This is a genomic window from Pseudooceanicola antarcticus, assembly GCF_900215355.1.
Lineage (GTDB): Bacteria > Pseudomonadota > Alphaproteobacteria > Rhodobacterales > Rhodobacteraceae > Pseudooceanicola > Pseudooceanicola antarcticus.
This window is the reverse complement of sequence record NZ_OBEA01000004.1, coordinates 58,368-83,775: the sequence shown is the minus strand read 5'-3', so window position 1 is coordinate 83,775 and position 25,408 is coordinate 58,368. Positions and strand designations below refer to the sequence as shown.

Sequence of the window (25,408 nt, the reverse complement as noted above, 5' to 3'; positions counted from 1 at the left end):
TCCCTCGCTCCTCGGGCCTAGACTTCCCCAAGGAAGAGGGAGGAGACAAGATGGCAATTCTGGAACGTCACGACAGCGGGGCCATTGCCCATTTGCGCCTGAACGCGCCCGAGCGGCTGAACGCGCTGAGCGACGAGATGCTGGAGGCGCTGCAAGAGGCGCTGGACCGGCTGGCCACCGAGCGGCAGATCCGCGTGGTGCTGCTTTCCGGCGAGGGGCGCGCCTTCTGCGCCGGCCATGACCTGAAGGAGATGCAGCAGGCCCGGCAGGCCCCCGACAAGGGCGCGGCGAAGTTCGAGGAGCTGTTCCGCCGCTGCGCCAGGGTGATGACCACGATCGGCGCCCTGCCGCAGCCGGTGATTGCCCTGCCCCATGGCATCGCCACCGCCGCCGGCTGCCAGCTGGTCGCCGCCTGTGACCTGGCCGTGGCCGCCGAGGGCACGCGCTTCGGTGTCAACGGCGTCAACATCGGGCTCTTCTGCTCGACCCCCATGGTTGCGCTCAGCCGCAACCTGCCGCGCAAGCAGGCCTTCGAGATGCTGACCACCGGCGCGATGATCGACAGCGACAGGGCGCTGGAGCTTGGGCTGATCAACCGCGCCGTGCCCGCCGAAGAGCAGATGTCGGAAGCCATGGCCCTGGCCTCGACCATCGCCGAGAAGCTGGACACCGCGATCCGCATCGGCAAGCAGGCCTTCTATCGCCAGCTCGAGATGCCACTGGAGGCGGCCTATGACTTCACCGCCGAGGTGATGGTCAGGAACATGCTCGACAGCGACACCGACGAGGGCATCCAGGCTTTCCTGGAAAAGCGCCAACCGGGGTGGAAATCGGGCTGAACGACGCCCCTGGGCGATCAAAGCCGGGGGTCTCGGGGAAGTGTTTCCATATCGTGACCAGTGTGGTTCGGATTTCGCCACTATTCGGTCCCAATCCCTTCCACTACCTATGAGTGCAGGGACGAAGGGACGCGTCCCTTGAAACCGCGAGATCGGGTCACCTCGGCAACCCTCCATAGCCATGCTCTCTCTGGCTGCCGATACGTGGGAAGGTGACCCGCTCGCAGAACTCCCCGTTGGATGATCGTCATTGACGGCCCCGCAGCCTCATTGCGCGCCGCCTGCCCTGCGCCGGAGGAGCGATCCTGACGCCCATCCAATGCGGAATGTGATCGCGCGCTGCGGGCTGCCCGGTGCGAAGCCCCTTCCAATCATGCCCCCTTTGCCCTAGATCGCGCCCATGACAGAGAGACTCCATATCATCGGCGGCGGCATGGCCGGGTCCGAGGCCGCCTGGCAGGCCGCACAGGCCGGCATCCCCGTGACCATCCACGAGATGCGCCCCCAGGTCGAAACCTTCGCGCATCGCACCGGCAACCTGGCCGAGATGGTCTGTTCCAACTCCTTCCGCTCGGACGACAGCGAACAGAACGCCGTCGGCCTGCTGCATTGGGAAATGCGCCAGGCGGGCGGTCTCATCATGCAGATGGCCGACAAGCATCGTCTGCCCGCAGGCGGCGCGCTGGCGGTGGACCGCGATCCCTTCTCGGAAGACGTGACCGCGGCGCTGCGCGCGCATCCGCTGGTCGAGGTCGAGGATGGCGAGATCTCGGAGCTGCCCTCGGACGGGCACTGGATCATCGCCACCGGCCCGCTGACCTCCGGCGCGTTGGCCGAGGCGATCCGCGCCGAGACCGGCGCCGAGAGCCTGGCCTTCTTCGACGCCATCGCCCCCATCGTCTATGCCGAAAGCATCGACATGGATATCGCCTGGATGCAGTCGCGCTACGACAAGGGCGAGACCGAGGAAGAGCAGAAAGCCTACCTCAACTGCCCGATGACCAAGGACGAATACGAGGCCTTCATCGACGCGCTTCTGGCCGCCGACAAGACCGAGTTCCACGAGGGCGAGACGGCGGGTTACTTCGACGGTTGCCTGCCGATCGAGGTCATGGCCGAACGTGGCCGCGAGACCCTGCGCCATGGGCCGATGAAGCCCGTGGGCCTGACCAATGCCCACAAGCCCGACGAAAAGGCCTGGGCCGTGGTGCAGCTGCGCCGCGACAACAAGCTGGGCACGCTCTACAATATCGTCGGCTTCCAGACGAAGATGAAATACGGCGCCCAGACCGAGGTCTTCAAGATGATCCCCGGCCTGCAGGACGCCAGCTTCGCGCGCCTGGGGGGCATCCACCGCAATACCTTCATCAACTCCCCCACCCTGCTCGACGACCAGATGCGGCTGAAATCGCGGCCCAACATCCGGTTCGCCGGCCAGATCACCGGGGTCGAGGGCTACGTGGAAAGCGCCGCCATGGGCCTGCTGGCAGGCCGCCTTGCCGTGGCAGAGATGACCGGCAAGACCCTGCCCCCGGTGCCCGCCGAGACCGCCATGGGCGCTCTGGTGACGCATATCACCGGCGGTGCCGAGGCAAAGACCTTCCAGCCGATGAACGTCAACTTCGGGCTCTTCCCGCCCGTCGCGGGCCTGAAGGCCGGCCGTCGCGGCCGCAAGGACCGCTACAAGGCCTATACGGATCGGGCAAAAGAGCTCTGGACCGGCTGGCTGGCCGTCTGACGAGTGGGCAGAGGTGGGATCTCCCCACCCTGCGCCTGCCCGCCGAGCCGTCACCATTGCTCACCCTGCGGCCCAGCCCCGTGGGGTGGGAGCCATGCCGCCTTCCCCCACTTACCTCGCTCCCTCAGCAGCCGGCGACCCACCGGGGCCCAGGTGCCGCGTCATCGGCATGACCGGTGGCCCGTTCACCGGGCAGTCCGGTTTCCGGTCATCGGGTGGAACTTCCGCGTGGAATATGCATATTCCGCCCCATGGCTGAAAAATACTTGGACAAGATCTACGGCGTCTCCGACGCCGAAACGCAACGCGCCCTCTATGACCAATGGGCAGAAAGTTACGACAGCGAGCTCGACGACGCGCGCTATGCCACGCCCAGCCGGATTGCCCGCGCCCTCAAGCCGCTCTTGAAGGAGGCCGAGCTTGCCGCCCCGGTGCTCGACTTCGGCTGCGGCACCGGTCTTTCCGGCGAGGCCCTGGCCGCCGAGGGTTTCACCCGCATCCATGGCGCCGATGTCTCGACCGGCATGCTCGAGATGGCCCGCGCCAAGGGCTGCTACGAGACCCTGACGCCCCTGCCCTTCGGCAACCCCGACCCCGGCCTGGTGTCGCGCTACCGCACGGTGACCGCCGCCGGCGCGATCTCGCCCGGTGCCGCCCCCGCCTCCTGCCTGCCTGCGATCTTCATGGCCCTGCCCTCTGGCGGACGGCTGGCGCTCAGCTACAATGAGAAGGCCCTTGAGGACGAGGAGTACATGAACATGCTCACCCGCATCACCGAGAGCTCGGAAGCGGTGCTGGAGGTCAGCGAGGACGGACCGCATATCGAGGGGCTGGGCTCTGTCTCGCGCGTCATGGTGATCCGCCGGCGATGAGCTACCGCACCCGCTTTGCCCCCTCGCCCACGGGGCCGCTGCACCTGGGCCATGCCTATTCGGCCCTGGTCGCGGCGCGCCGGGCCGAGGCGGCGGGCGGGACCTTCCTTCTGCGCATCGAGGACATCGACCAGAGCCGCGCCCGCCCCGAGTGGGAGGCGCAGATCGACGAGGACCTCAGCTGGCTGGGCCTCGACTGGCCGCGCCCGGAGATGCGCCAATCTCAGCGCCTGCCCGCCTACCGGGCGGCGCTGCAAACCCTCTGGGACATGGGCCTGCTCTATCCCTGCAGCTGCACCCGCCGCGACATCGCCGAGGCCGCCTCGGCCCCGCAGGAGGGCGCGCCGCAACTGGGACCCGACGGGATTGTCTACCCCGGCACCTGTCGCCCCGAAACCGCGCCCGAGGGGCCGCTGCCCGACGCGGTGCTGCGCCTCGACATGGCCCGCGCGCTGGAACGCGCCTGCCGCCACCAGCCGCTTTTCTTCACCGAGACCGGCAAGGGACCCAATGGCGAAAGCGGGGCCCGGCCGATTGCCCGGCGGCGGATGATCGAGAAGGTCGGCGACGTGGTGCTGGCGCGCCAGGGCATGGGCACCTCCTATCACCTCTCGGTCGTGGTGGATGATGCCGAACAGCAGATCACCGAGGTGGTGCGCGGCCAGGATCTTTTCGAAGCCACGCCGATCCATGTGCTGCTGCAAAGGCTTCTGGGCCTGCCCGTGCCGCTCTACCACCACCACCGCCTGATCCGCGACGAGGCGGGCAAGCGACTGGCCAAGCGCGACGATGCCCGCGCCATCCGGCTTTACCGGGACGAGGGCAAGAGCCCGGCCGACATCCTGAAGATGATCGGTCTCGCGCGCAGCGCCTGAGCCGGCCCTGGCCCAGGCCTGGCTGCCTCAGACCATGGGCTCGGAGATCACCACCTCTTCGCCGTCGCGCACGGCAGTGTAGAAGCAATCGCGGCGGTTGGTGTGACAGGCGGGACCGGTCTGATCGACGATCAGCAGCAGGCAATCGCGGTCGCAATCCACCCGCAGCTCGATCAGCTTCTGCACATGGCCAGAGCTCTCGCCCTTGGCCCAGAAGCTCTGCCGGGAACGCGACCAATAGGTCACATGGCCGGTCTCCAGCGTCTTCTCGATCGAGGCGGCATTCATCCAGGCCATCATCAGCACCTCTCCGGTGCCCTGTTGCTGGGCAATGGCGGGGATCAGCCCCTTGTCGTCAAACTTCAGATTGCTCGGATCGAAACGCATTTTGCTCACCTGTCCTGCGGCCCCTTTCCAGTGGCGCCCTCCCGGCCTATCTAGGGAAGACGCGCCGAAAGGACCAGAGATGAGCGAGAGCGACCTGATCAAACTCTATTCCAACCGGATCCTGGCGCTTGCCGCCGAGATCCCGCACCAGGAGCGTCTTGCAGACCCCGATGCCACCGTGCGCAAGCGCGCGCCGCTCTGCGGCTCGACGGTGACGGTGGACGTGGCGCTGAAGGACGGCAAGATCGACCGTTTCGGCCAGGAAGTGCGCGCCTGTGCGCTTGGCCAGGCCTCCGCCTCCGTGGTGGGCGCCGCGGTGCTGGGACGCACGAAACCCGAGGTTCTGGCCGCCCGCGACCAGTTGCGCGCCATGCTCAAGGACGAGGGCCCGGTGCCCGAGGCGCCCTTCGACGGGCTGGAGGTGCTGCTGCCCGCGCGCGAATACAAGAACCGCCATGCCTCGATCCTGCTGACGCTCGAAGCGCTTTCGGAGGCGCTGGAACAGGCGGCGGAAAGCGACTGCGCTTAACGGCTTCTCAGGTTTTCACGCCTAAGCCGGGGTCGATGCAACCAGCAGCGGCCCGGCATGGAACACGACCCGACCTTCCCCGACCCGCAACCGGCGGGGATCTCTCTTGACCGCCTGGCGACCAACGCCTCCGCGCTCGGACAGGAGGTGGTGGATGTCGACGGCTTTCTCGAGGATCTGACCTCTCGCACAGAGGTGCTGCTGTCGCAGCTCAAGCAGGTGCGCGAAGGCACGGGGCACGTCTTGCAGATGAATGCCTCGGTGATGACCACGATCCAGGATGCCTACCGGCAGCTGGAAGACACCCAATCCAGCTTCGAGACCCTGATCCGCACCTCGGATATCGCCGGCAAGCACGCCTTCTCGGTGCTGACCTGGGTGCTGACGCTCGACAGTCGCACCAGGGATGTCGAGACCGTGCTGGAGGACGTACAGGCCAGCAATGACCAGATCGCCGCCATCGCCAGCCAGGTCAACATGCTGGCGATCAACGCCAAGATAGAGGCCGCGCGGGCGGGTGAGGCCGGCAAGGGGTTCTCGGTGGTGGCCGATGCGATCAACACCCTGTCGCAGCAGACCGGCACCGCGGCCGAGACGATCAGCGACAATATCCAGCGCCTCGTCGACTGGATCATCCGCTTGCAGCAGGAAACGGGATCGGTCTCGGAAACCTCGCGCGAGCTGGCGCGCGCCGGCGAAGAGGTCGCCACCCGCAACGCCGAAGTGAAGGATGCTATGGACCGCTCGGTGGCGCGGATGAAGCTGGTGCGCGACGATGCAGTCGATGCAGACAAGGCGCTGCGCGAATATACCCCGCAGATCGAGGGCACCTTCGGCATCATCCGCGAAAGCACCGGCGCGGTCGAGGACGTGCACGAACGGGTGCGCAGCCTGCGCGACCGCTCCGAGGCGCTGGTGCAGGATGCGGTCTTGGCCGGCGGCGACAGCGCCGACAGCCGCTTCATCACCGACGCCAAGGCGCGTGCGCATCGGATCTCGCAGCTTTTTGACACGGCGGTGGACGAGGGACGCATCACGATCGACGACCTCTTCGATACAGACTACCGGCCCGTCCCGCGCAGTGACCCGGAACAGGTGGTGACCCGCTTCACCAATTTCACCGACACCGTGCTGCCGCCGATCCTGGAGGAGGCGCTGGAGCTCGACAGCAAGGTCACCTTCTGCGCCGCCGTCGACCGCAACGGCTACCTGCCGACCCACAACCGGAAGTTCTCTCACCCGCAGGGGGATGACCCGGTCTGGAACATGGCCCATTGCCGCAACCGGCGCATCTTCGACGACCGCGTCGGGCTGAAGGCCGGGCGCAACAAGGACCCGTTCCTGCTACAGGTCTACCGCCGCGACATGGGCGGCGGCGACTTCGTGATGATGAAGGATCTTTCGGTGCCGATCTTCGTCAAGAACCGGCACTGGGGCGGGCTGCGGCTGGCCTATCGGTTCTGACCGGCCGCAGGGCCAAGAAAAAACCGCCGCACTCCGGGGGGAGGCGGCGGCGAAGTATGCTTGTCGCTTGGGACAGCGGGCCAGGCTCCGGGGAATGAGGCGACCCCGGACGGGCAGACAGGCCATCTACCCACACATCGGGGAATGAGGCCCGGCCTTGCTACGACATGCAGGCAGAAACGAGGCTCAGGTCAGCGCCGGAAGGTAGAGAGAGCCGACGAGCAGCACCACCAGCGCGGCCGCACCAAACAGGTCCTGAAGGAAAGCGGCGGGGGCGCGACGGGCAGTTTGAAGAATGTCGTTCAGCATTTCTCTGTCCTCTCCGATCAAAGCGTTCAGCTCCGTTGCCCTTTTGTTCTCATATTGAGCCGAGTCGGTAAAGAACTTTTTAGGAACTTTTGTGAACAAAATGGATTTATCCACAGAGTCAGGCGTTTAGCCGACCGTGATCAGACGGATCGCCTCGTCCTGTCCCATGAGCCAGAGCAGCGTTCGCGCCGCCCGCCCCCGCTCGCTTTCCAGGGCGGGATCCTTGGCCAGCAGCGTGCGCGCATCGCTCTGGGCGATGGCCATCAGCGCGGTTTGGGTTTCCAGATCAGCGATGCGGAACCGCGGCACGCCGCTTTGCGCCGTGCCGATCAGATCGCCCGCCCCGCGCATCTCAAGGTCCGCCTCGGCAATGCGGAACCCGTCTTCGGTCTCGCGCAGCAGGGTCAACCGCTTCAGCCCGCTTTCCGACAGCGGCGCCTGGTAGAGCATCAAGCAGGTCGATTCCGCCGTGCCGCGCCCGACCCGGCCGCGCAGCTGGTGCAGCTGCGCCAGACCGAAGGTCTCGGCCCGTTCGATCACCATGATCGAGGCATTGGGCACGTTGACCCCGACCTCGATCACCGTCGTCGCCACCAGCACATCGGTCTCGCCCCGCTGGAAGGCGGCCATGGCTGCATCCTTCTGCTCGGGCGGCATCTGGCCATGGACCAGGCCGACCCGGCCCTCGCCCAGCTTGGCGCGCAGCACCTTGAAGCGTTCCTCGGCGGCGATCAGGTCGCTCTTCTCGCTCTCTTCGACCAGCGGGCAGACCCAATAGGCCTGCCGCCCGTCCCGCGTGGCGCGGTCGAGATGGTCGGCAATCTCGTCCAGCCGTTCAGTCGAGGCCAGGGTGGTCTTCACCGGCTTGCGCCCTGGCGGCTTCTCGTCCAGCACCGAGATATCCATGTCGCCATATTGCGCCAGGCTCAGCGAGCGCGGGATCGGCGTGGCCGTCATCACCAGGATATCGGCCCGCTGCCCCTTCCGCCCCAGCTCGAGCCGCTGACGTACGCCGAAGCGGTGTTGCTCGTCGACGATGGCCAGGCGCAGATCCGAGAAATGCACATCCGCCTGGAAGACCGCATGGGTGCCCACCAGGATGTCGATCCGCCCCGCGGCCAGGTCCGCCAGTTTCGCGCGCCGGTCGGCGCCCTTGTCACGGCCGGTCAGGATCTCCAGCCGGACGCCTGCGGCCTCGGCGAAGGGCGCGAGCCCCTCCATATGCTGCCGCGCCAGGATCTCGGTCGGGGCCATCATCACCCCCTGCCCGCCCGCCTCGACGGCGATGAGCAGCGCCATGAAGGCCACCAGCGTCTTGCCCGCGCCCACGTCGCCCTGCAGCAGCCGCGACATGCGGTCCTGCCCGGCCATGTCGGCGGCGATCTCCTCGACCGCCCGCAGCTGCGCGCCCGTGGGAGTATAGGGAAGCGATTTCAGCACCTTGCCCCGAAGCCCACCGTCGCCGCTGCTGGCGCGGCCAACCCGCTTGCGCTCGACATTGCGGGCCAGGGCCAGGGTCAGTTGGTGGGCGAAAAGCTCGTCATAGGCCAGCCGCTCGCGGGCGGGATCTTCGGGACGCAGGGCCTGGGTGCTGTCGGGCTGATGCGCCTGCCGAAGTGCCGAGAGCCAGTCGGGCCAGAGCTTCGTGGCCCGCTGGCCCGGATCTATCCACTCGGGCAGCACCGTCGCACGGACCAGCGCCGAGTTCGCGGCCTTCGCCATCAGGCGCTGCGTGACCCCGGCGGTCAGCGGATAGATCGGCTCGAAATCCGGGATCTCGTCGGCCTCTTCCACCGGCAGCACGTGGTCGGGATGGGGCATGTTGGCCATGCCGTCGTAGAGCTCCAGCTTGCCCGAGACCAGGCGGCGGCTGCCCTCTGGCAGGATCTGCTGAATATAGGCGCTGCGGGCGTGGAAGAAGATCAGGTCAAACTCGGTCTCGGCATCGGCGACGCGCACGCGGTAGGCGCCGCCCCGACTGCGCGCCGGGCTGTGGCGGCCGACCTCGACCTCGACCGTGGCCGTGGCCGGCAGGCTGAGCCCCAGGATCGTTTCGCGGCGCCGGCGGTCCACCAGCCCGTGCGGCAGCAGGAACAGCAGGTCCCTCGGGATCGAAACATCCAGCTGCGCCAAATGCTTGGCCGTCTTCGGCCCAACCCCTTCCAGGGTTTCGAGCCCGGCGAAGAGCGGGAAAAGGACCTCTGGCCGCCCGCTCATGCCGTGCCGATCAGGGCGATCCATTCCTCTTCCGAGAGGATCTTCACGCCCAGGCTTTCCGCCTTGGTGGCCTTCGAGCCGGCGCCGGGTCCGGCGATCAGCATGTCCGTCTTGGCCGACACCGAGCCCGAGACTTTGGCGCCAAGCGCCTCGGCCCGCGCCTTGGCCTCGGACCGGGTCATCTTCTCTAGCGTGCCGGTGAAGACCAGGGTCAGCCCCGCGACAGGGCTTTCGCCCGCCGTCGGCGCCTCGACATCGAGGATGGTCAGCTGCGCGGCCAGGCGGTCGATCGAGGCGCGCTCGGCCGGTTGCGCGAAGGCCGCGACCAGGGCGGCGGCGACCTTGGTGCCGATGCCGTCGACGCCGGTGATCTCGTTCCAGGCCGCGAAGGCCTCGCGCGAGACCGCCGGTTCGCGGCCCCAGACCGCATCGCGGGCCGCCTTCAGGCTGGCGCGGCGCCCTTCGCGGCTGGCCGCGGCGCGTTCTTCCGCCTCGGCCGCCTCGGCCAGCAGGTGGCGCTCCTGCGCGGTGCGGGCACGGTCCAGCACCTCGGTCAGACGCTGCCAGGAGTTGAAATGCCGCGCCAGGTCGGCGGCGACCACCTCGCCCACGTGGCGGATACCCAAGGCAAAGAGCACACGGTTCAGCTCGATCTCGCGGCGGGTCTCGATGGCAGAAAAGAGGTTCTCGGCAGATTTATCCCCCCACCCCTTTACCTGCGCCAGCGGCTTTTCTGCCAGTTTCACCATCGCGGCAGAGACCTGTTCGGGGTCGCTTTCATCGACGGGGAAGCCGGCGCTGCGCAGGTGAAGGGCCAGCTCCGAGAGCAGCTCATGCTGGCGTTCTGCATCCTGGGCGTGGCGCGAGACGATCTTTTCGGGGCGGGTCACCAGCCGTTCCCCCGCGGCATCGCGGGCGCGCAGGGTGAAGATATCGGCGGGCTCGGCGATCCAGCACATGTCGTAGAGGAATTCCGCCTGCTTGGCCCCGAGGCCTTCGATGTCGAAGGTCTTGCGCCCGACGAAATGGCGCAGTCTTTCAACGGCTTGCGCGGGGCAGATCAGCCCCCCGGTGCAGCGGCGCACGCTGTCGCCCTCTTCGCGGATAGCCTCGGAGCCGCACTCCGGGCAGATCTCGGGGAAGGCATAGGGTGCGCTGTCGTCGGGACGTTTGCCAAGATCCACGTCGGCGATCTTGGGGATCACGTCACCGGCGCGGTAGACCTGCACCCAGTCGCCGGGGCGGATGTCCTTGCCGTCGCGGATCGCCTCGCCCTTGTTGTCACGGCCGGCGATGTAATCCTCGTTGTGCAGCGTGGCGTTGGAGACGACCACGCCGCCCACGGTCACCGGCAGCAGCCGCGCCACGGGCGACAGCGCCCCGGTCCGCCCGACCTGGATGTCGATCGCCTGAAGACGGGTCCAGGCGAGCTCGGCCGGGAACTTGTGGGCAATGGCCCAGCGGGGGGTGGTGGAGCGGAAGCCGAGCCGCCCCTGCAGATCCAGGTCATTAACCTTGTAGACGACGCCGTCGATATCATAGCCAAGCGTCGCGCGCTGCGCCTCGATCTGCCGGTAATGCGCCAGCATCTGCTCCGGGCCATCACAGAGCTGGGTCAGCGGGTTGGTCTGGAATCCCAGTGACTTGAGGCGGTCGATCGATCCCATCTGGGTCTCTGCCAGCGGCTCGGAGAGCACGCCCCAGGCATAGGCGAAGAAACGCAGCGGGCGGGCCCGCGTGATCTCGGCGTCCAGCTGGCGCAGCGAGCCCGCGGCGGCGTTGCGCGGATTGGCGAAGGTCTTGGCGCCCGCCTCTTCCTGGCGGGCATTCAGCGCCTGGAAGTCCTCGTGGCTCATGTAGACCTCGCCGCGCACCTCCAGCCGCTCCGGCGCCCCTTCGAGACGGGTCGGAATATCGGCGATGGTGCGGGCATTGGCGGTGACGTTCTCGCCCTCCTCGCCATCGCCGCGGGTGGCGGCGCGGATCAGCTCTCCGTTCTCGTAGAGTAGCGAGAGGCTGAGGCCGTCGATCTTCGGCTCGGCGGTGTAGGCAAGCGGCGCGTCGAAGGCCAGGCCAAGATAGCGCCTGATCCGGCCATCGAAGTCAGTGACATCGCCATCCTCGAAGGCATTGCCCAGAGAGAGCATGCGCACTTCGTGGCGCACCTTGCCGAAACCTTCCGAAGGCGCGGCGCCTACCTGATCCGAGGGGCTGTCGGCGCGCTTCAGCTCGGGGAACTTCCGCTCGATCGCCTTGTTGCGCAGCTTCATCCGGTCGTAGTCGGAATCCGCGATCTCGGGCGCATCGGCCTGGTGATAGGCAAGGTTCGCCTGCCCCAGCAGATCGGCCAGTCGTGCAAGCTCTGCCTCGGCCTGTGCCTCGGTCAGGTCTTCCACCGCAATATCGGCCGTCTTCTCGGACATCTGCGCCCCTTTCACTCGTCTCATCAGATTCAATGAGAATGTGATAGGCGGCGCGCCTCATGACGTCCAGACGGGTCTTGGTCTTCCGTGAGCGGTAAGCCCCGAGACAGGATCACCCCGCCCCGAGTGCCATCTTCTTTTCGTCGATATGTTCGGGCTCGGGGTCGCGCAGCACGTAGCCCCTGCCCCAAACCGTTTCGATGTAATTATCGCCTTCGGTCGCGGTCGAGAGCTTCTTGCGCAGCTTGCAGATGAAGACGTCGATGATCTTCAGCTCGGGCTCGTCCATGCCGCCGTAGAGATGGTTGAGGAACATCTCTTTCGTCAGCGTGGTGCCCTTGCGCAGGCTGAGCAGTTCCAGCATCTGGTATTCCTTGCCGGTCAGATGCACCGGCTTGCTGTCGACCTCGACCGTCTTGGCATCCAGGTTCACCTCGATGCGGCCGGTGCGGATGATCGACTGCGAATGGCCCTTGGAGCGGCGAATGATCGCGTGGATGCGCGCCACCAGCTCTTCACGGTGGAAGGGCTTGGTCAGGTAGTCATCGGCGCCGAAGCCGAAGCCCTTCAGCTTGTTTTCCGTATCATCGGCCCCCGACAGGATCAGGATCGGAGTCTCGATGCGGGCCAGGCGCAGCTGGCGCAGCACCTCGTGCCCGTTCATGTCGGGAAGTCCCAGATCCAGCAGGATCAAGTCGTAGTCATAGAGCTTTGCAAGATCTATGCCCTCTTCGCCAAGGTCGGTCGTATAGACGTTCAGGTTGGCATGGGTCAGCATCAGCTCGATGCTTTTCGAAGTGGTCGGATCATCTTCTACCAAAAGCACGCGCATGCCGAGTTCTCTCCGTTAATCCCTTGGACGTGAATGACCTTGACGCCAATTGGTTAACCTCCGGTTACCGTGGGGATGGTCTTCACGCCGCACTCTAGGGCTGTCTGAATTTCTGCAAGGCGGTCGCCTTCAGCGCCTCTTCACCGTGATTGGCGACGGCACTGACCCATTCCAGGAACTCCTCGGGTGACAGAGAGTATCGCTCCAGCGCCTCGTCCTGCGAAATAAGACCATGGACCACCCCCCGCACGACGGCAGCCTTGCGCGAGGCCACCCAGCGACGGGTCTCCGGCGGGGGCAGATCCGCCCTCGTCATCACGCGGCCATCGGGCAGCGTCACCGCCCGTGGACCCTGGACCTTCTTCAAGTACATTGCTCCGACCCTCATAGCCCGCAGCAATTCTTCGCGCAGGGATTTAACACCCGGTGAAACCGCACCTTGAGAGTGTGTCGCATTTTCCTATATTCACTTGGTCTTACCGCACCGGCAGGGTGAGTCCCCCTGTTACCCTTCACGTGACAGCTCTCCACGCCGGGCAGATCAGGAGCATCCATGGCACTCGACAAGGGACCCGAGCTCAACTCCCTGGGCTTTGCCAAACCGCCGTCCGAAACCCGCGTTGTCGTCGCCATGTCCGGTGGCGTCGACAGTTCCGTGGTGGCCGCGAAACTGGCCGAGGAAGGCTATGACGTCGTGGGCGTGACGCTGCAGCTCTACGACCATGGTGCCGCCCTGGCCAAGAAGGGTGCCTGCTGCGCCGGCATCGACATCCATGACGCGCGCCGGGTCGCCGAAGAGATGGGATTCCCGCACTATGTCCTTGATTATGAAAACATCTTCCAGGATGCGGTGATCGACGAATTCGCCGACAGCTATCTTGCGGGCGCAACCCCCGTGCCCTGCATCCGCTGCAACGAGCGGGTGAAGTTCAAGGACCTGCTGGAGACGGCGAAGGACCTGGACGCCGATTGCATGGCCACCGGCCACTACATCCAACGCATGGAGGGCGCCTCCGGGCCCGAGCTGCATTGCGCCGCCGACGCCAACCGCGACCAGAGCTATTTCCTGTTCTCGACCACGCCCGAGCAGCTGTCGTTCCTGCGCTTCCCCCTGGGTCACCTGCCCTCGAAGGACGCCACGCGGGAGCTGGCCGCGCAGTACGGTCTTGCGGTCGCCGACAAGCCCGACAGCCAGGACATCTGCTTCGTTCCGAACGGCAACTACGCCTCGGTGATCGAGAAACTGCGCCCCGGCGCCGCCGAGCCGGGCGAAATCGTCCATGCGGATGGCCGGGTGCTGGGCACGCACGAAGGTGTGATCCACTACACCGTCGGCCAGCGCCGCGGCCTGGGCATCGGGGGCCTCTCCGAGCCGCTCTACGTGGTCAAGCTGGACGTCGACGCCAAGCAGGTGATCGTCGGCCCGAAAGAGATGCTGGCCACCCGCACCATCCCCGTGCGCGAGATCAACTGGCTGGGCGACGATGGTTTCGCCGACATGAAGGAGCGCCATGTCTCCGTGCGTGTCCGCTCGACCCGCCCCCCGCGCGAGGCGATCATCCGTCCGATCTCGGCCACCGAGGCCGAGGTGGAGCTGCTGACGGCCGAAGAGGGTGTCTCACCGGGTCAGGCCTGCGTCTTCTACGAGACCGGCGGCACGCGCATCCTGGGCGGCGGCTGGATCTGGCGCGGCTACTGAGCGTCCCTGGCACTTTGAAAATCGAGACGCGCGCCCTTCGCGGCGCGCGTTTTCGTTTGAGGGCGATGGTGGGGGAGCCCCCGCCTCTGCGCGGCTCCCCATGAGCATTTCCAGCCTCGGAATGGGCCGGGCGCGCCTGGCGTCAGAGGCGCGCCAGGATGGCGCGTGCGGCGCGCAGGCCCGGAGGCTCTCCCTCGCGGCCAAGACGCTGCATGGAAAGCTCCATGGCCTCGTATTGCGCCTCGGGGGCCTCGTAGACCGATGCCAAGGCCGGGGCGATCTTGTCGGGGTCGCAATCGGCACCGATGAACTCGGGCACCACGCGGGTCTCCGAGACCAGGTTGACCAGCGTCACCGTGTCCGTCAGCAGCATGCGCTGCATGATCACGCGGGTCAGCCAGGCCATGTCATAGGCGATGACCATCGGCGTATTGGCGGCGGCCAGCTCGAGCGAGACGGTGCCCGAAGCGGCAAGCGCCACATCGGCGGCGGCGAAGGCTGCGCGCTTGGTCACGGCGAAGTTCTCGGGCGTGCTGTCGCGCGGATCGAGGACGACGATATTGGCAGGCCAGTCGCGCACCTTCTCTTCCACCAGGTCGGCCACGCCCGCGGCAGCGGGCAGCACGAAGACCAGCTCGGGATGCCTGGCGCGCAGCTTCTCGATCACCGGGCCGAAGATCGGCGCCAGCCGCGTCACCTCCCCCGCCCGCGAGCCGGGCAGGATCAGCGCGATCGGCGCATCGCCGATGCCGCTCTCCTGGCGGAAGGCCAGGATCTCGTCGAGGCTCGCCTGCGGCTGGGTGGTCACCGGGTGGCCGACGAAATCGCACTCCATCCCTGCCGCCTGCATCAGCGGCGGCTCGAACGGGAAGAGCGCGAGGACATGGTCGATCACCTCGGCCATCTTCGTCGCGCGCTTCGGGCGCCAGGCCCAGACCGTGGGCGCCACGTAGTGGACGGTACGGATGGAGGGGTTCGCGGCCTTCACCAGGCGGGCCACCCGCAGGCAGAAATCCGGGCTGTCGATGGTTAGCAGCACATCCGGCGGATCGGCCAGCACGGCCTCGGCGCATTCGCGGATACGGCGCTTGAGGTGGAAGTACTTGGGCAGGATCTCGGCCAGACCCATGACCGAGAGCTCGGACATGGGAAAACGAGAGCTGAGGCCCTCGGCCTGCATCGCCGGGCCGCCCACCCCCTCGAAGGACACATCGCCCCCGGTGAGCTCCTTCAGCCCTGCCATGACGGCGGCGCCCAGGTTGTCGCCCGAGGGCTCGCCCGCGATGGTGAAGATGCGCATCAGATCTCGACCGCGTGGAAGGCGAGGCCCAGCTCGGCGGCGAGGTCCGGCAGCGCCGGGCCGTCGATCAACAGGACACGGTCGGCGGCGATGACCACGGCCTCGAGCCCGGCAGCGGCGGCGGCGCGCAGGGTCTGGGGGCCGACGGCGGGCATGTCGACGCGCAGGTCCTGCCCCGCCTTCGGGGCCTTCACCAGCACGCCCTTGCCGGGACGGCGCTCTTCCGGGGTCTCGCCCACGAATCGCAGCAGCGCATCGGTGCCCTGCACCGTCTCGATGCCCAGGCACTGGCCGGCGGCCACCACGCAGCCCTGACCGATGTCCAGCGGGGCCAGCGTCGAAAGGATTTTCTGTGCCTGCTCGACATCGCCACGGGCCGCACGCGACAGCGCCGGTCCGCCGATCTTGCCGGGCCGCGCCGTCATCTCGGGCAGGATCTGGTGTGCGCCTTCGACGGTAAAGCCCTCGTCCTCGAGGATCGACACGATGAGCCGCAGCACCCCGTCATCGCCCTTGGAGCCAAGCGCTGCCATCAGCTTGGGCGCCAGCATCATCACCTTGCGGTCGACCTGTTTCATGTCCAGCTGAGGCCGCGCCATGCCACCGGCCATGACGATCCGCTCGACGCCCTCGGCGCGCAGCCGATCGAAGAGACCGCCCAGCTTCTCGAAGCGGAACCGGGTCAGCCGGGCTTCGGGCAGCTCGCAGGGGGTGCCCTCGAAGGAGACGAGGAAGGCCCCCGGCTCGGCCTCGGCCAGCCGCACCGGCAGACGGCCACCGCCGGCGATGATCGCCAGCCGGGGTCCGGTCGCAGCATTGGAGGCGCCGGCCGCGCGACGTTTCAGCAGGCCCATGGATCAGCCTCCGGGGGTCAGGAAGGAGCGGTCGCTCTGTCCGAGGATGAAATCGACGATCTCGCGGACGTAATCGCTTTCCGTCTCGTCGCCCAGGCGGCGGGCCCGGTCCTGGAAGGCGCCCTCGCCCTGGGCCAGCATCTGGAAGGCGGCGCGCAGGGCGGTGATGTCGGAGCGCGCGACGCCGCGACGCTTCAGCCCCACCAGGTTCAGCCCGTCGAGCTGACCGCGCGGTGCCTGCACCAGGCCATGGGGGATCACGTCGTTGGTGACCATGGTCACGGCGCCGATGATCGCGCCCCGGCCGATGCGCACCCATTGGTGCACGCCAGAGAGGCCGCCGATGATCACCTCGTCCTCGATCACGCAATGGCCCGCCAGGGCCGCGTTGTTGACGATGATCACGTTGTTGCCGACTCGGCAGTCATGGGCCACGTGGCAGCCCGCCATGAAGAGCCCGTCATCGCCGACCGAGGTCAGCCCGCCACCGCCCTCGGTGCCGTTGTTCATCGTCACGTGCTCGCGGATGCGGTTGCGCTTACCGATGGTCAGGCGGGTTTCCTCGCCCTTGAACTTCAGGTCCTGGGGGATGCCACCCAGAACGGCGAAGGGATGCACCAGGGTGTCCTCGCCGATCTCGGTGATGCCCTGGACGACCACGTGGCTCATCAGCTCGACGCCCGCGCCGATCACGACCTTCGGGCCGACATGGCAGAAGGGGCCGATCTTCGCGCCTGCGCCGATCTGCGCCCCGTCCTCGATCAGCGCCGAGGGATGGATCACCGCTTCGTGGCTGATCGCCATGGCTCAGGCCCCCGCGTCTGCGGGCAGGTCGAGCATGGCCATGAACTCGGCCTCGCAGGCCAGTTCGCCGTCCACGGTGGCCTTGCCGCCGAACTTCCACATCTTGGCGCCGGGCTTGCCGCGCAGGGTCTCGACCTGCATTTCCAGCACGTCACCGGGCACCACCATGCGGCGGAACTTGGCCTTCTCGATCGACATGAAGTAGATCAGCGCGTTCTTGTCTTCCAGGCCGAGCGCCGCGCCGACGATGACACCGGCGGTCTGGGCCATGGCCTCGATGATGGTGACGCCGGGCATGATCGGCTTGCCGGGGAAATGGCCCTGGAAGTGGGGCTCGTTCATGGTGACGTTCTTGATACCCTTGCCGGTGCTGTACCCGTCGATATCGACAACCTTATCGACCAGCAGGAAGGGGTAGCGGTGCGGGATGATGCGCTGGATACGGTGAATGTCAGCGCTCTGGAGCGTCTCGGTCATGAATTCTTTCCTCAAGGAGAGCCCCGAGCCTTTCGCTCCGGGGCAAGGCCCGTGTCACCCTTGTCCCTAGCAAGTCGCCATTCTGGCGGCAAGCTCGGGCATGGCCCGGCGGTAAAGAGCCTGGACGGGATCTCAGGGGTTTGCAGGCGCCTCCGCGGGGCTCTCGGGGGCGGTGCCGCCATCTCCCTCGACGGGGGCTTCAAGCACCGGAGCCGTCTCCGTGGGCGCGGTCTCGGGTGCAGCTTCCGGCGCATTTTCCGGCGTGGCCTCGCTCTTGAGGAGCTGGGCATCGATGCGGTTGATCGCCTCGTCGGTGATATCGACCACCTCGCGGGTGACGAAGACCGTGCGCCGTTCGAGGATCACCGCGCTGCCGGCTTCCTGCATGATGGAATAGAGCACCGGCTCTACCGCCAGCAGGAAGCGACGGCGCAGGGCCTCGCTGCTCTGGCTGAGGTCGGCGGCGGCCTCATCCCTTTCGCGGCGGATGCGGGTGACCTTCTCGTCGAAGGTATTGGCCATGGTGCGGAACTCGTCCGGGGTCATGGTCGGGCGGCGCTCGGTCAGCGCCTGCTCTTCCTTGGCCAGCTCGGCTTCGATGCGGCGGTTCTCGGCGGCAATGGCCGCCGCCTGCGCCTCGACGCGGGCGGCCAGTTGCTGGCCGAAGGCGCTGTCCGAGAACATGCGCTCGCTGTCGACCACCAGCACCGGAGAGCGCGGGATGACGATATCGGTCTCCTGCGCCAGGGCATTGCCCGCCAGCGCGGCAGAGAGCACGCTGGCGGCAAGGCTGGTCAGGAAACGGCGGCGCAAGCCAGGCAAGGCGACCTCAGAATTCCGTCCGGATGGACAGGTCGAAGGTCTGTTCCTTGTCGAACTCTTCCTTCTCGAGCGCCTTCGACCAGTTGAACCGCAGCGGGCCAATGGGCGTGGTCCAGAAGATCGAGACGCCGACCACCTGGCGCACCGAGGCATCCTCGTAGAGCACGTCGCCCGCGCTCTGATCGAGGCCCCAGGCCGAGCCGATGTCGTAGAAGACACCGCCGGTGATCCCCAGCTCTTCGGGCAGGCCAAGCGGGAATTCCGCGTCGAACTGCGCCACGGCGTACATGGTGCCGCCCAGGGCGTCGTCGTAGTTGCCGGCCGAGTACTGGCGCGGGCCGATGCCGTCGGGCGTGAAGCCACGCATGATCGAAGAGCCGATCAGGTAGCGGTCGGTCACCTGCGAGTTGCTGTCGCCCAGCATCGAGATCGCCCCACCCTTCAGGGTGGCGCGCAGGGTGATTTCCTCGTTCCAGACCTTGGTCTGGGCCACGGCGCGGCCGGTCGAGCGGATGAACTCGACATCGCCACCGACACCGCCGAAGTCCTGGGCGAATTCCAGCAGCAGGCCGGCGTTCGGGTTCAGACCGCTGATGCGGGTGTCGTAGGAATACTTGTAGCCGATCGAGGACGCATAGCGCAGGTCCTCAGCCGCTTCGGCGGTCAGCAGCGAGCCCACGGTGGCCCCGGAATCCAGGGTCAGGTCGTTGGCAGCCAGCTTGTAGTTCACGTTCAGGCGCGACTTCTCGGTCAGCGGGAAGGTCAGCCCGGTGGTGAAGGAGCCGTTCAGCGAGCTGTAGTCGGAATAGCTCGACTCGGTTTCCGAGTAGGAGAGCCCGAAGTTGAGCGCCACGTCGCGGCCCAACAGATGGGGCTCGGTGAAGCTCACGGCATAGGTGCGGTCGTCGGTGGCGCCCGAGAAGGTGACGCCGACGCTCTGGCCACGGCCCAGGAAGTTGTTCTCCCGGAACGAGATCGCCAGCCCGAAGCCGTCGGTGGTCGAATAGGTACCGCCGAAGGAGAGCGAGCCCGTGGGCGCCTCTTCCACGTCCACGTCGACGATCACCTGGTCGGGGCGCGTGCCTTCGCGGGCATTAACCTCGGCGGTCGAGAAATAGCCCAGGGCGCGGATGCGTTCGGCGCTTTCACGGATCTCGCGCGGGTTGAAGGGATCGCCTTCCGCAACCTTGAACTGCTGGCGGATGACCCGGTCCAGCGTGGTGGTGTTGCCCGCGATATCGATACGCTCGACGAAGACGCGGGGGCCGCGCGACAGGACGAACTCGACGTCCAGGGTCAGGGTGCGGTCGTTGCGGGTGATGCGCGGTTCGATCCGCAGGAAGTCGCGGCCCTCGCGGTTGGCCTGGCGCTCCATACGGGCGATGGCGCTTTCGATGTCGGAGGGCGAATAGATCGAACCGGACTTCAGCTTTGCCACGTCCTGGTAGACCGAGGCCTCGACGCCCTCGTATTCGCTGACCGTGGTGATCTCGCCGAACTTGAACTGCTGACCTTCCTGCACGTTGAAGGTCACGGTGTAGCCGTCACGCTCGCGCGCCAGCTCGGCATTGACGCCGGTGACGCGGAAATCGACGAAGCCGCGCGACTGGTAGAAGTCCTGCAGCACCTGCTTGTCGAACTCGATACGGTCGGCGACGAAGGTATCGCTGCGGAAGAAGGCGCGCAGCAGGCCGGCCTGCTTGGATTGCAGCACCTGGCGCAGACGGCGGTCGCTATAGGCGGTATTGCCGACGAAGGAGATCCGCTCGACCTCGGTATTGCCGCCCTCGAAAACCTCGAAGATCAGGTCGACGCGGTTGTCGCTGCGGCGAATGATGCGCGGCGTCACGCGGGCCGCCAGGCGGCCCTGCTGGGAATAGGCTTCCGAGATCAGCGCCGCATCGGCCTCGGCCCGCGTGGGCGAGAAGACCTGCCGCGAGGTCGATTGCACGATCTCGGTGAGCGCATCATCCTTGATCCGCCGGTTCCCCTCGAAGGAGATGCGGTTGATGGTCGGGAATTCGGTGACCACGATCACCAGCGTCCCGCCGCGCGGCGTCAGCTCGACGGTCTCGAAAAGGCCGGAATTGACGATGTTCTGATAGGCTTCGTTCAGCTCTGCGGCGCTGACGCTCTCACCCTGGGCGATTCCCGCGTAGGTCAGGATCGTGCCCGCCGGAATCCGCCGGTTGCCCTCGATGGAGACGTTCGAGAAAACGTAGCTCTGCGCCAGGGTCATCTCCGGGGCGGAGATCGAAACGCCTGATACAATGGCGAAAATCGCAGCCGCCAGAGGAAAGGAAAACTTGTTGCGGCGCACGGTGGTGGCAGCCCCGGCTCCAAAGGTATTCGTCATATTCCAGACCCACTCAGACATCCCAGTTGAGAAGTGAGTATCGGGTTAATAAGCACTTGTCAAAACTGGAAAACGCGCGCCCGCTTCCGGGTCGCGCGTTCCGCTTGTGACTATGTCCGACTGCCTTCCGGCGCAGCTTTCGCCGCGCGCGGGATCAGTAGAAGAGCTGCGCCATGTAGCCCGCGCCGGCCAGCGCCAGCACGATAGTGCCCACGTAGAGCAACAGGTCAGAGTTCAGGTCGAACAAAACGGCGACGCCGCGATAGCTTTTTTGAAGAAGTGTCATAGGGCCCCACACGATCTATTACCCTAGTACCGGGGGAATACCCGGTTTTCACCCCCTGATTGGTGCCGAAATGAGGCGCATTTAGGGTGTGAATTGCGGCAAGAGTTGGGCACCCCTGCTCGACACACGGCCCGTTGCAGGTCCTGCACAGACCCCTGGCTGCCCTGCCCCGACCGGCCGGGGCACGCGCTCTGCTCAGGGGCAGAGCACGTCGTTGCTGAGGGCAAAGAGCATCACCGAAAGCACCAGCGCCAGGCCCGCGGCCATCAGCACCCGCAGCGCGCGGTCCGAGGGCGGCTTGCCGGCCACCGCCTCGTAGGCGTGGAAGACCAGGTGGCCGCCGTCGAGGATCGGCACCGGGAAGAGGTTCAGCAGCCCCACCCCGGTCGACAGCGCCGCGACGAACCAGACGAAGCTGACGAGCCCCTGGCTGGCCATCGCGCCCGAGGTCTTGGCGATGCCGATGGGACCCGACATGTTGCACGAGGAAATCGCCCCGGTGATCATGTGCCACAGTCCCGAGAGCGAGCTGCCGATGACGCCCCAGGTCTGCACCACCCCGCCCCAGAGGGCGCTGAGGAAACCAGCGCGTTCGGTCGCCAGCTCGAAGGCCATGCCGCCGGCGATGCCGATGCGCCATTCGGTGCGGAACCCGCCCTCGGGCGCGGGCTCGTCGACACGGCGCGGGGTGAGCACGAAATCGAGCTCCTCCGCGCTGCCCTCGCGCCAGACCTGCAGCAGCAGCGGCGCGCCCTGGGACCCTTCGACCCGCGACTTCAGCTGATCGAAGGCGAAGATCGGCTCTCCGTCGATGGCGGTGATCACGTCGCCCTGCTTCAGGCCGATGTCATAGGCGGCAGAGCTGGGCGCCAGCTGGGTGATGATGGGCGGATAAGGATAGGGGCCGGTGACCTCGCGCTCGACGCCGTCGCGGCGCACCAGGTAGGGCAGCTCGGGCGCGGAGGGCAGCTTGTCGCCGAAGGCCGACATGCCCTCGGCATCATCGAGCGAGGGCAGCGTGACCCCGCCGATGGCCAGGATCTGGTCGCCCTCGGCCAGGCTCTCCGTCGCCGTCAGGCTGGGCGGCAGCGGCCGCAGCTGACCCACGGCCAGCGGATCGGCCACCTCGCCTCGGGCGAAGAAGAGCATGGCGAAGAGCAGGATCGACAGGATGAAGTTGAAGATCGGGCCGGCGGCCACGGTGGCCGAGCGGGCCCAGAGCGGCGCGCCCAGCATGGTGTGGCGTCGATCCGCGTCGGAAAGCTGAGAGATCACCTCTTTTTCCGCCCCGGCCGAGGCCGCATCCCCGTCGCCCAGAAACTTCACGTAGCCGCCGAAGGGCAGCGCGGCGATCTGCCAGCGGGTGCCGTGGCGGTCGGTACGGGCGAAGATCACCGGGCCGAACCCCAGCGAGAAGACCTCTGCCTTGATGCCCGAGACCCGGCCGATGATGTAGTGGCCATATTCATGGATGGCGACGATGATCGACAGGGCGACAACGAAGGCAACGATCACGTAAAGCATGTTGCCGAATTCGGGCAGAAAACTCGTCATATGGTCTTAAACCGTCCCTGTTCTGGTCACCTCGGAAATGCTCTCTTCGGCATATCTTCGAGAGATCTGGTCCATGTTCAGCACGTTATCAAGGTCGAAGGCGGCATCAATGAGACCGGAATCGGTCTCTATGTGGTCAAGAACCCGTGTGACGACATCCGCCATCTCCATGAAGCCGATGCGCCCCGCCAGGAAAGCATCCAGCGCCACCTCCTTCGCCGCGTTCAGCGCGCAGCCCGAGAGCCCGCCGCGCTCCATCACCCGATGCGCCAGGGCGAGCGCGGGAAAGCGCTCGGGGTCGGGGGCCTCGAACGACAGGCTGCCGATTCGCGCCAGGTCGAGCCGCTCCAGCGGCAGTTCGGCGCGCTCGGGCCAGTTCAGCGCATAGCCGATGGCATGGCGCATGTCGGCGGGGCCGAGGTGGGCGATCATGCCCGCATCCACATGGCCGATCAGCGCATGGACCAGGCTTTCGCGGTGGATCAGCACCTCGAGCTGGTCCGGGGTGAAGCCGAAGAACTCCTTGGCCTCGATGAGCTCGAGCGCCTTGTTGAACATCGAGGCGGAATCGATGGTGATGCGCAGCCCCATGTCCCAATTGGGATGGGTCGCGGCCTGTTCGGGCGTGGCTTTGCGCATCTTCTCGAGCGGCCAGTCGCGGAAGGCCCCGCCGGATGCGGTGATGATGACCCGCTCCACCGTCGCCGGATCGTCGCCCAGGAGTGCCTGGTAGATGGCGGAATGCTCGCTGTCGACGGGCAGCAGCTCTGCCCCGGAGCGGCGGGCGGTCTCGAGCACCAGCGGGCCTGCGCAGACCAGAGTCTCCTTGTTGGCCAGCGCCAGCGAGGCCCCGCGCTCAAGCGCCTTCAGGCCGGGGGCGAGCCCCGCCGCGCCGACGATGGCCGACATCACCCAGTCGGCGGGACGATCGGCGGCCTCGACCAGGGCGCCCTGCCCCGCTGCGGTCTCGATCCCGGTGCCGGCCAGCGCCTCGCGCAGCTCGGGCAGACGCGCCTCATGGGCGGTCACCGCAAGCTTGGCACCCAGGCGCTTGGCGTCCTGCGCAAGCTGCGCGATGTTGTGGCCGCCGGTCAGCGCCTCGACCTCGAACTCGTCGGGGCGGCGGGCAATGAGGTCGATGGTGCTCTGCCCGATGGAGCCCGTGGCCCCGAAGATCGTGATCCGGCGCATATTACCCCGCGATGAAGAAGAGCCCCGTCCAGGGCCCGGTCAGCAGCAGCATGAGCGATGCGCCCAGCATGCCGTCGAAGCGATCCATCAGCCCGCCGTGGCCGGGGATCAGGTTCGAGCTATCCTTGACGCCGGCGCGCCGCTTCAGCGCGCTCTCGGCCATGTCGCCCATCTGGGAGGCCATGGACAGGGCCACCGAGACGCCTGCAAGCGCCAGCCCCTCGCCGATCCAGAGACCGAAGCCCAGGCCGACAAGACCCGCTGCGACCCAACCCGCGACGGTGCCGGACCAGGTCTTCTTGGGGCTGACGCGGGGCCAGAACTTGGGCCCGCCGATCATCCGGCCGGCGAAGTAGCCCGCCACGTCGGTCACGACGACCACGGCCACAAGCCAGCCCAGCCAGAGCGCGCCCTGGTCGGCGCGCAGACGCGCCATGCCGTAGCCAGAGATCAGGATCATGGCGCAGAACACCAGGAAGAGCGTGCGCCGCCGGGGCACCAGCGAGAGGCCCACCATGGAGGGCGCCAGCAGGAGCGGCAGCGCGAAGGCACCGGGCAGGAAGAGCGACAGCGCCAGCGCCAGCCCCGCCACGCCGCCCATCTGAAGCGCCACGGTGTCGCGCTCGGGGGCGCAGATGCGCGAGAGCTCCCAGACCATGCCGCCGCAGGTCAGCGCGATGAAAAGCTTGAACCAGAGGCCGCCGGCCCAGATCACCAGCAGGCCGGTGAGGACCAGCACCACCCCGGAGGCCACGCGAGGCGCCAGGTCGGACCATTTGCGATCTGCCATCGGATCAGCCCTTGGCGCCGCCGAAGCGGCGGTCCCGGCTGCCGAAGTTCTCGAGCACCCCGGCGAAGACCTCCTTGGTGAAGTCGGGCCAGAGCGTGTCGATGAACTCGTATTCCGCATAGGCCGACTGCCAGAGCAGGAAATTCGAGATCCGCGCCTCGCCACTGGTGCGGATCACCAGGTCGGGATCGGGCAGCACGCAGGTGTCGAGGTACTTGGGCAGGGTTTCTTCGTCGACGCTTTCGGGATCGAGACGTCCCGCCGCGACATCATGGGCCAGGCGCTTGGTGGCGCGGGCCACCTCGTCGCGGCCGCCGTAGTTCAGCGCGATGGTCAGATTGGTGCCGGTGCAGCCCTCGGTCATCTCTTCGAGCTCGTCCATCAGCTCGCGCAGCTTCTGGTCGAGACCGGGGCGGTCCCCGATGAAGCGCACCCGCACGTTGGAGTCGCGCAACGCGCGCGCCTCCTTGCGGATATAGGAGCGGAAGAGCGACATCAGCCCCGCGACCTCGATCTGGGTGCGTTTCCAGTTCTCGGTCGAGAAGCCGAAGATGGTCAGGTACTTGACGCCCAGGTCCGGGCAGGCCTGGACGATCTCGCGCACCCGGCGGGCACCCGCGTGGTGGCCGAAGAGCCGCGGACGGCCGCGCATGGTGGCCCAGCGTCCATTGCCATCCATGATGATCGCCACGTGACAGGGGCTGGCCTTGCCGCCCCCGTCCGCCCCGTCCGTATCGGAGCCGGTCGTGAGTGCCTCTGCCTTGTCTGCCATGGGCCTCTTCTCCCCGAG

Annotated in this window: 24 protein-coding genes; 7 read left to right on the top strand and 17 right to left on the bottom strand. The window is 66.8% G+C overall.

Annotated features, from left to right (window positions below; genetic code table 11):
- Window positions 1-50 precede the first annotated feature (50 nt).
- From CRO50_RS11110 to gluQRS, 4 genes are all read left to right on the top strand, one after another.
- The gene (locus tag CRO50_RS11110) at window positions 51-839 is read left to right on the top strand and encodes an enoyl-CoA hydratase (protein ID WP_097145992.1); all 789 of its coding nucleotides are present in this window, start codon (window positions 51-53) and stop codon (window positions 837-839) included.
- 400 nt (window positions 840-1,239) lie between these two features.
- Window positions 1,240-2,577, top strand: a complete 1,338-nt coding sequence (gene trmFO / locus CRO50_RS11105; RefSeq protein WP_097145991.1) for a methylenetetrahydrofolate--tRNA-(uracil(54)-C(5))-methyltransferase (FADH(2)-oxidizing) TrmFO — start codon at window positions 1,240-1,242, stop codon at window positions 2,575-2,577.
- A gap of 266 nt (window positions 2,578-2,843) precedes the next feature.
- Entirely contained in the window at window positions 2,844-3,449 is a 606-nt protein-coding gene (locus CRO50_RS11100; protein WP_157791788.1) for a class I SAM-dependent DNA methyltransferase, read from the top strand.
- Window positions 3,446-4,324, top strand: a complete 879-nt coding sequence (gluQRS, locus tag CRO50_RS11095; RefSeq protein WP_097145989.1) for a tRNA glutamyl-Q(34) synthetase GluQRS — start codon at window positions 3,446-3,448, stop codon at window positions 4,322-4,324. The genes CRO50_RS11100 and gluQRS overlap by 4 nt, the downstream gene beginning before the upstream one ends.
- Before the next feature lie 27 nt (window positions 4,325-4,351).
- On the opposite strand, the gene hisI is transcribed toward gluQRS, so the two are convergent.
- Window positions 4,352-4,711: a phosphoribosyl-AMP cyclohydrolase gene (hisI, locus tag CRO50_RS11090; protein ID WP_097145988.1), complete on the bottom strand. Its 360-nt coding sequence runs from the start codon at window positions 4,709-4,711 to the stop codon at window positions 4,352-4,354.
- A gap of 79 nt (window positions 4,712-4,790) precedes the next feature.
- On the opposite strand from hisI, the gene CRO50_RS11085 reads away from it, so the two are divergent.
- The gene (locus CRO50_RS11085) at window positions 4,791-5,240 is read left to right on the top strand and encodes an iron-sulfur cluster assembly scaffold protein (RefSeq protein ID WP_097145987.1); all 450 of its coding nucleotides are present in this window, start codon (window positions 4,791-4,793) and stop codon (window positions 5,238-5,240) included.
- Between the two features lie 57 nt (window positions 5,241-5,297).
- Entirely contained in the window at window positions 5,298-6,704 is a 1,407-nt protein-coding gene (locus tag CRO50_RS11080) for a methyl-accepting chemotaxis protein (RefSeq protein WP_097145986.1), read from the top strand.
- 186 nt (window positions 6,705-6,890) lie between these two features.
- On the opposite strand, the gene CRO50_RS20475 is transcribed toward CRO50_RS11080, so the two are convergent.
- From CRO50_RS20475 to sciP, 5 genes are all read right to left on the bottom strand, one after another.
- Complete coding sequence (locus tag CRO50_RS20475; RefSeq protein ID WP_269778123.1) at window positions 6,891-7,013, bottom strand: hypothetical protein; 123 nt, start codon at window positions 7,011-7,013, stop codon at window positions 6,891-6,893.
- A gap of 126 nt (window positions 7,014-7,139) precedes the next feature.
- A complete protein-coding gene (gene recG, locus CRO50_RS11075) occupies window positions 7,140-9,230 on the bottom strand; it encodes an ATP-dependent DNA helicase RecG (protein WP_097145985.1) in 2,091 nt (696 codons plus the stop codon).
- Window positions 9,227-11,653 carry an NAD-dependent DNA ligase LigA gene (gene ligA / locus CRO50_RS11070; RefSeq protein ID WP_097145984.1) on the bottom strand — a complete coding sequence of 809 codons (2,427 nt, stop codon included), beginning with the start codon at window positions 11,651-11,653 and terminating at the stop codon, window positions 9,227-9,229. The genes recG and ligA overlap by 4 nt, the downstream gene beginning before the upstream one ends.
- 112 nt (window positions 11,654-11,765) lie before the next feature.
- On the bottom strand, window positions 11,766-12,485 hold the full coding sequence (gene ctrA, locus CRO50_RS11065) for a response regulator transcription factor CtrA (protein ID WP_097145983.1): 720 nt from the start codon (window positions 12,483-12,485) through the stop codon (window positions 11,766-11,768).
- Between the two features lie 94 nt (window positions 12,486-12,579).
- A complete protein-coding gene (gene sciP / locus CRO50_RS11060) occupies window positions 12,580-12,858 on the bottom strand; it encodes a CtrA inhibitor SciP (RefSeq protein ID WP_097146308.1) in 279 nt (92 codons plus the stop codon).
- Between the two features lie 180 nt (window positions 12,859-13,038).
- On the opposite strand from sciP, the gene mnmA reads away from it, so the two are divergent.
- Window positions 13,039-14,184 carry a tRNA 2-thiouridine(34) synthase MnmA gene (gene mnmA / locus CRO50_RS11055; protein WP_097145982.1) on the top strand — a complete coding sequence of 382 codons (1,146 nt, stop codon included), beginning with the start codon at window positions 13,039-13,041 and terminating at the stop codon, window positions 14,182-14,184.
- 142 nt (window positions 14,185-14,326) lie between these two features.
- On the opposite strand, the gene lpxB is transcribed toward mnmA, so the two are convergent.
- From lpxB to uppS, 11 genes are all read right to left on the bottom strand, one after another.
- Window positions 14,327-15,484 (bottom strand): lipid-A-disaccharide synthase, encoded by a 1,158-nt coding sequence (gene lpxB, locus CRO50_RS11050; RefSeq protein ID WP_097145981.1) that lies wholly within the window; start codon window positions 15,482-15,484, stop codon window positions 14,327-14,329.
- On the bottom strand, window positions 15,484-16,338 hold the full coding sequence (locus CRO50_RS11045) for an LpxI family protein (RefSeq protein ID WP_097145980.1): 855 nt from the start codon (window positions 16,336-16,338) through the stop codon (window positions 15,484-15,486). The genes lpxB and CRO50_RS11045 overlap by 1 nt, the downstream gene beginning before the upstream one ends.
- 3 nt (window positions 16,339-16,341) lie before the next feature.
- A complete protein-coding gene (gene lpxA / locus CRO50_RS11040) occupies window positions 16,342-17,142 on the bottom strand; it encodes an acyl-ACP--UDP-N-acetylglucosamine O-acyltransferase (protein ID WP_097145979.1) in 801 nt (266 codons plus the stop codon).
- A 3-nt stretch (window positions 17,143-17,145) separates the two neighbouring features.
- Entirely contained in the window at window positions 17,146-17,619 is a 474-nt protein-coding gene (fabZ, locus tag CRO50_RS11035) for a 3-hydroxyacyl-ACP dehydratase FabZ (RefSeq protein WP_097145978.1), read from the bottom strand.
- 132 nt (window positions 17,620-17,751) lie between these two features.
- Window positions 17,752-18,441 (bottom strand): OmpH/Skp family outer membrane protein, encoded by a 690-nt coding sequence (locus CRO50_RS11030; protein ID WP_232617828.1) that lies wholly within the window; start codon window positions 18,439-18,441, stop codon window positions 17,752-17,754.
- Window positions 18,442-18,448: 7 nt separating this feature from the next.
- Window positions 18,449-20,797 carry an outer membrane protein assembly factor BamA gene (gene bamA, locus CRO50_RS11025; protein WP_097146306.1) on the bottom strand — a complete coding sequence of 783 codons (2,349 nt, stop codon included), beginning with the start codon at window positions 20,795-20,797 and terminating at the stop codon, window positions 18,449-18,451.
- Window positions 20,798-20,951: 154 nt separating this feature from the next.
- The gene (locus CRO50_RS20470; protein WP_269778124.1) at window positions 20,952-21,083 is read right to left on the bottom strand and encodes a hypothetical protein; all 132 of its coding nucleotides are present in this window, start codon (window positions 21,081-21,083) and stop codon (window positions 20,952-20,954) included.
- Window positions 21,084-21,278: 195 nt separating this feature from the next.
- Complete coding sequence (rseP, locus tag CRO50_RS11020) at window positions 21,279-22,637, bottom strand: RIP metalloprotease RseP (protein WP_097145977.1); 1,359 nt, start codon at window positions 22,635-22,637, stop codon at window positions 21,279-21,281.
- Between the two features lie 6 nt (window positions 22,638-22,643).
- Window positions 22,644-23,828, bottom strand: coding sequence for a 1-deoxy-D-xylulose-5-phosphate reductoisomerase (dxr, locus tag CRO50_RS11015; protein WP_097145976.1), 1,185 nt, complete (start codon window positions 23,826-23,828; stop codon window positions 22,644-22,646).
- A 1-nt stretch (window position 23,829) separates the two neighbouring features.
- Window positions 23,830-24,618, bottom strand: a complete 789-nt coding sequence (locus CRO50_RS11010) for a phosphatidate cytidylyltransferase (protein ID WP_097145975.1) — start codon at window positions 24,616-24,618, stop codon at window positions 23,830-23,832.
- Window positions 24,619-24,622: 4 nt separating this feature from the next.
- Window positions 24,623-25,297, bottom strand: coding sequence for a polyprenyl diphosphate synthase (uppS, locus tag CRO50_RS11005; RefSeq protein ID WP_232617833.1), 675 nt, complete (start codon window positions 25,295-25,297; stop codon window positions 24,623-24,625).
- Between the last annotated feature and the right edge of the window lie 111 nt (window positions 25,298-25,408).

Excerpts from the sequence above, each read along its gene's own strand:
- CRO50_RS11110 (WP_097145992.1), top strand. The coding sequence starts at position 51 with ATGGCAATTCTGGAACGTCACGACAGCGGGGCCATTGCCCATTTGCGC.
- trmFO (WP_097145991.1), top strand. The coding sequence starts at position 1,240 with ATGACAGAGAGACTCCATATCATCGGCGGCGGCATGGCCGGGTCCGAG.
- gluQRS (WP_097145989.1), top strand. The coding sequence starts at position 3,446 with ATGAGCTACCGCACCCGCTTTGCCCCCTCGCCCACGGGGCCGCTGCAC.
- hisI (WP_097145988.1), bottom strand. The coding sequence starts at position 4,711 with ATGCGTTTCGATCCGAGCAATCTGAAGTTTGACGACAAGGGGCTGATC.
- CRO50_RS11085 (WP_097145987.1), top strand. The coding sequence starts at position 4,791 with ATGAGCGAGAGCGACCTGATCAAACTCTATTCCAACCGGATCCTGGCG.
- CRO50_RS11080 (WP_097145986.1), top strand. The coding sequence starts at position 5,298 with ATGGAACACGACCCGACCTTCCCCGACCCGCAACCGGCGGGGATCTCT.
- CRO50_RS20475 (WP_269778123.1), bottom strand. The coding sequence starts at position 7,013 with ATGCTGAACGACATTCTTCAAACTGCCCGTCGCGCCCCCGCCGCTTTC.
- recG (WP_097145985.1), bottom strand. The coding sequence starts at position 9,230 with ATGAGCGGGCGGCCAGAGGTCCTTTTCCCGCTCTTCGCCGGGCTCGAA.
- ligA (WP_097145984.1), bottom strand. The coding sequence starts at position 11,653 with ATGTCCGAGAAGACGGCCGATATTGCGGTGGAAGACCTGACCGAGGCA.
- ctrA (WP_097145983.1), bottom strand. The coding sequence starts at position 12,485 with ATGCGCGTGCTTTTGGTAGAAGATGATCCGACCACTTCGAAAAGCATC.
- sciP (WP_097146308.1), bottom strand. The coding sequence starts at position 12,858 with ATGTACTTGAAGAAGGTCCAGGGTCCACGGGCGGTGACGCTGCCCGAT.
- mnmA (WP_097145982.1), top strand. The coding sequence starts at position 13,039 with ATGGCACTCGACAAGGGACCCGAGCTCAACTCCCTGGGCTTTGCCAAA.
- lpxB (WP_097145981.1), bottom strand. The coding sequence starts at position 15,484 with ATGCGCATCTTCACCATCGCGGGCGAGCCCTCGGGCGACAACCTGGGC.
- CRO50_RS11045 (WP_097145980.1), bottom strand. The coding sequence starts at position 16,338 with ATGGGCCTGCTGAAACGTCGCGCGGCCGGCGCCTCCAATGCTGCGACC.
- lpxA (WP_097145979.1), bottom strand. The coding sequence starts at position 17,142 with ATGGCGATCAGCCACGAAGCGGTGATCCATCCCTCGGCGCTGATCGAG.
- fabZ (WP_097145978.1), bottom strand. The coding sequence starts at position 17,619 with ATGACCGAGACGCTCCAGAGCGCTGACATTCACCGTATCCAGCGCATC.
- bamA (WP_097146306.1), bottom strand. The coding sequence starts at position 20,797 with ATGACGAATACCTTTGGAGCCGGGGCTGCCACCACCGTGCGCCGCAAC.
- CRO50_RS20470 (WP_269778124.1), bottom strand. The coding sequence starts at position 21,083 with ATGACACTTCTTCAAAAAAGCTATCGCGGCGTCGCCGTTTTGTTCGAC.
- rseP (WP_097145977.1), bottom strand. The coding sequence starts at position 22,637 with ATGACGAGTTTTCTGCCCGAATTCGGCAACATGCTTTACGTGATCGTT.
- dxr (WP_097145976.1), bottom strand. The coding sequence starts at position 23,828 with ATGCGCCGGATCACGATCTTCGGGGCCACGGGCTCCATCGGGCAGAGC.
- CRO50_RS11010 (WP_097145975.1), bottom strand. The coding sequence starts at position 24,618 with ATGGCAGATCGCAAATGGTCCGACCTGGCGCCTCGCGTGGCCTCCGGG.
- uppS (WP_232617833.1), bottom strand. The coding sequence starts at position 25,297 with ATGGATGGCAATGGACGCTGGGCCACCATGCGCGGCCGTCCGCGGCTC.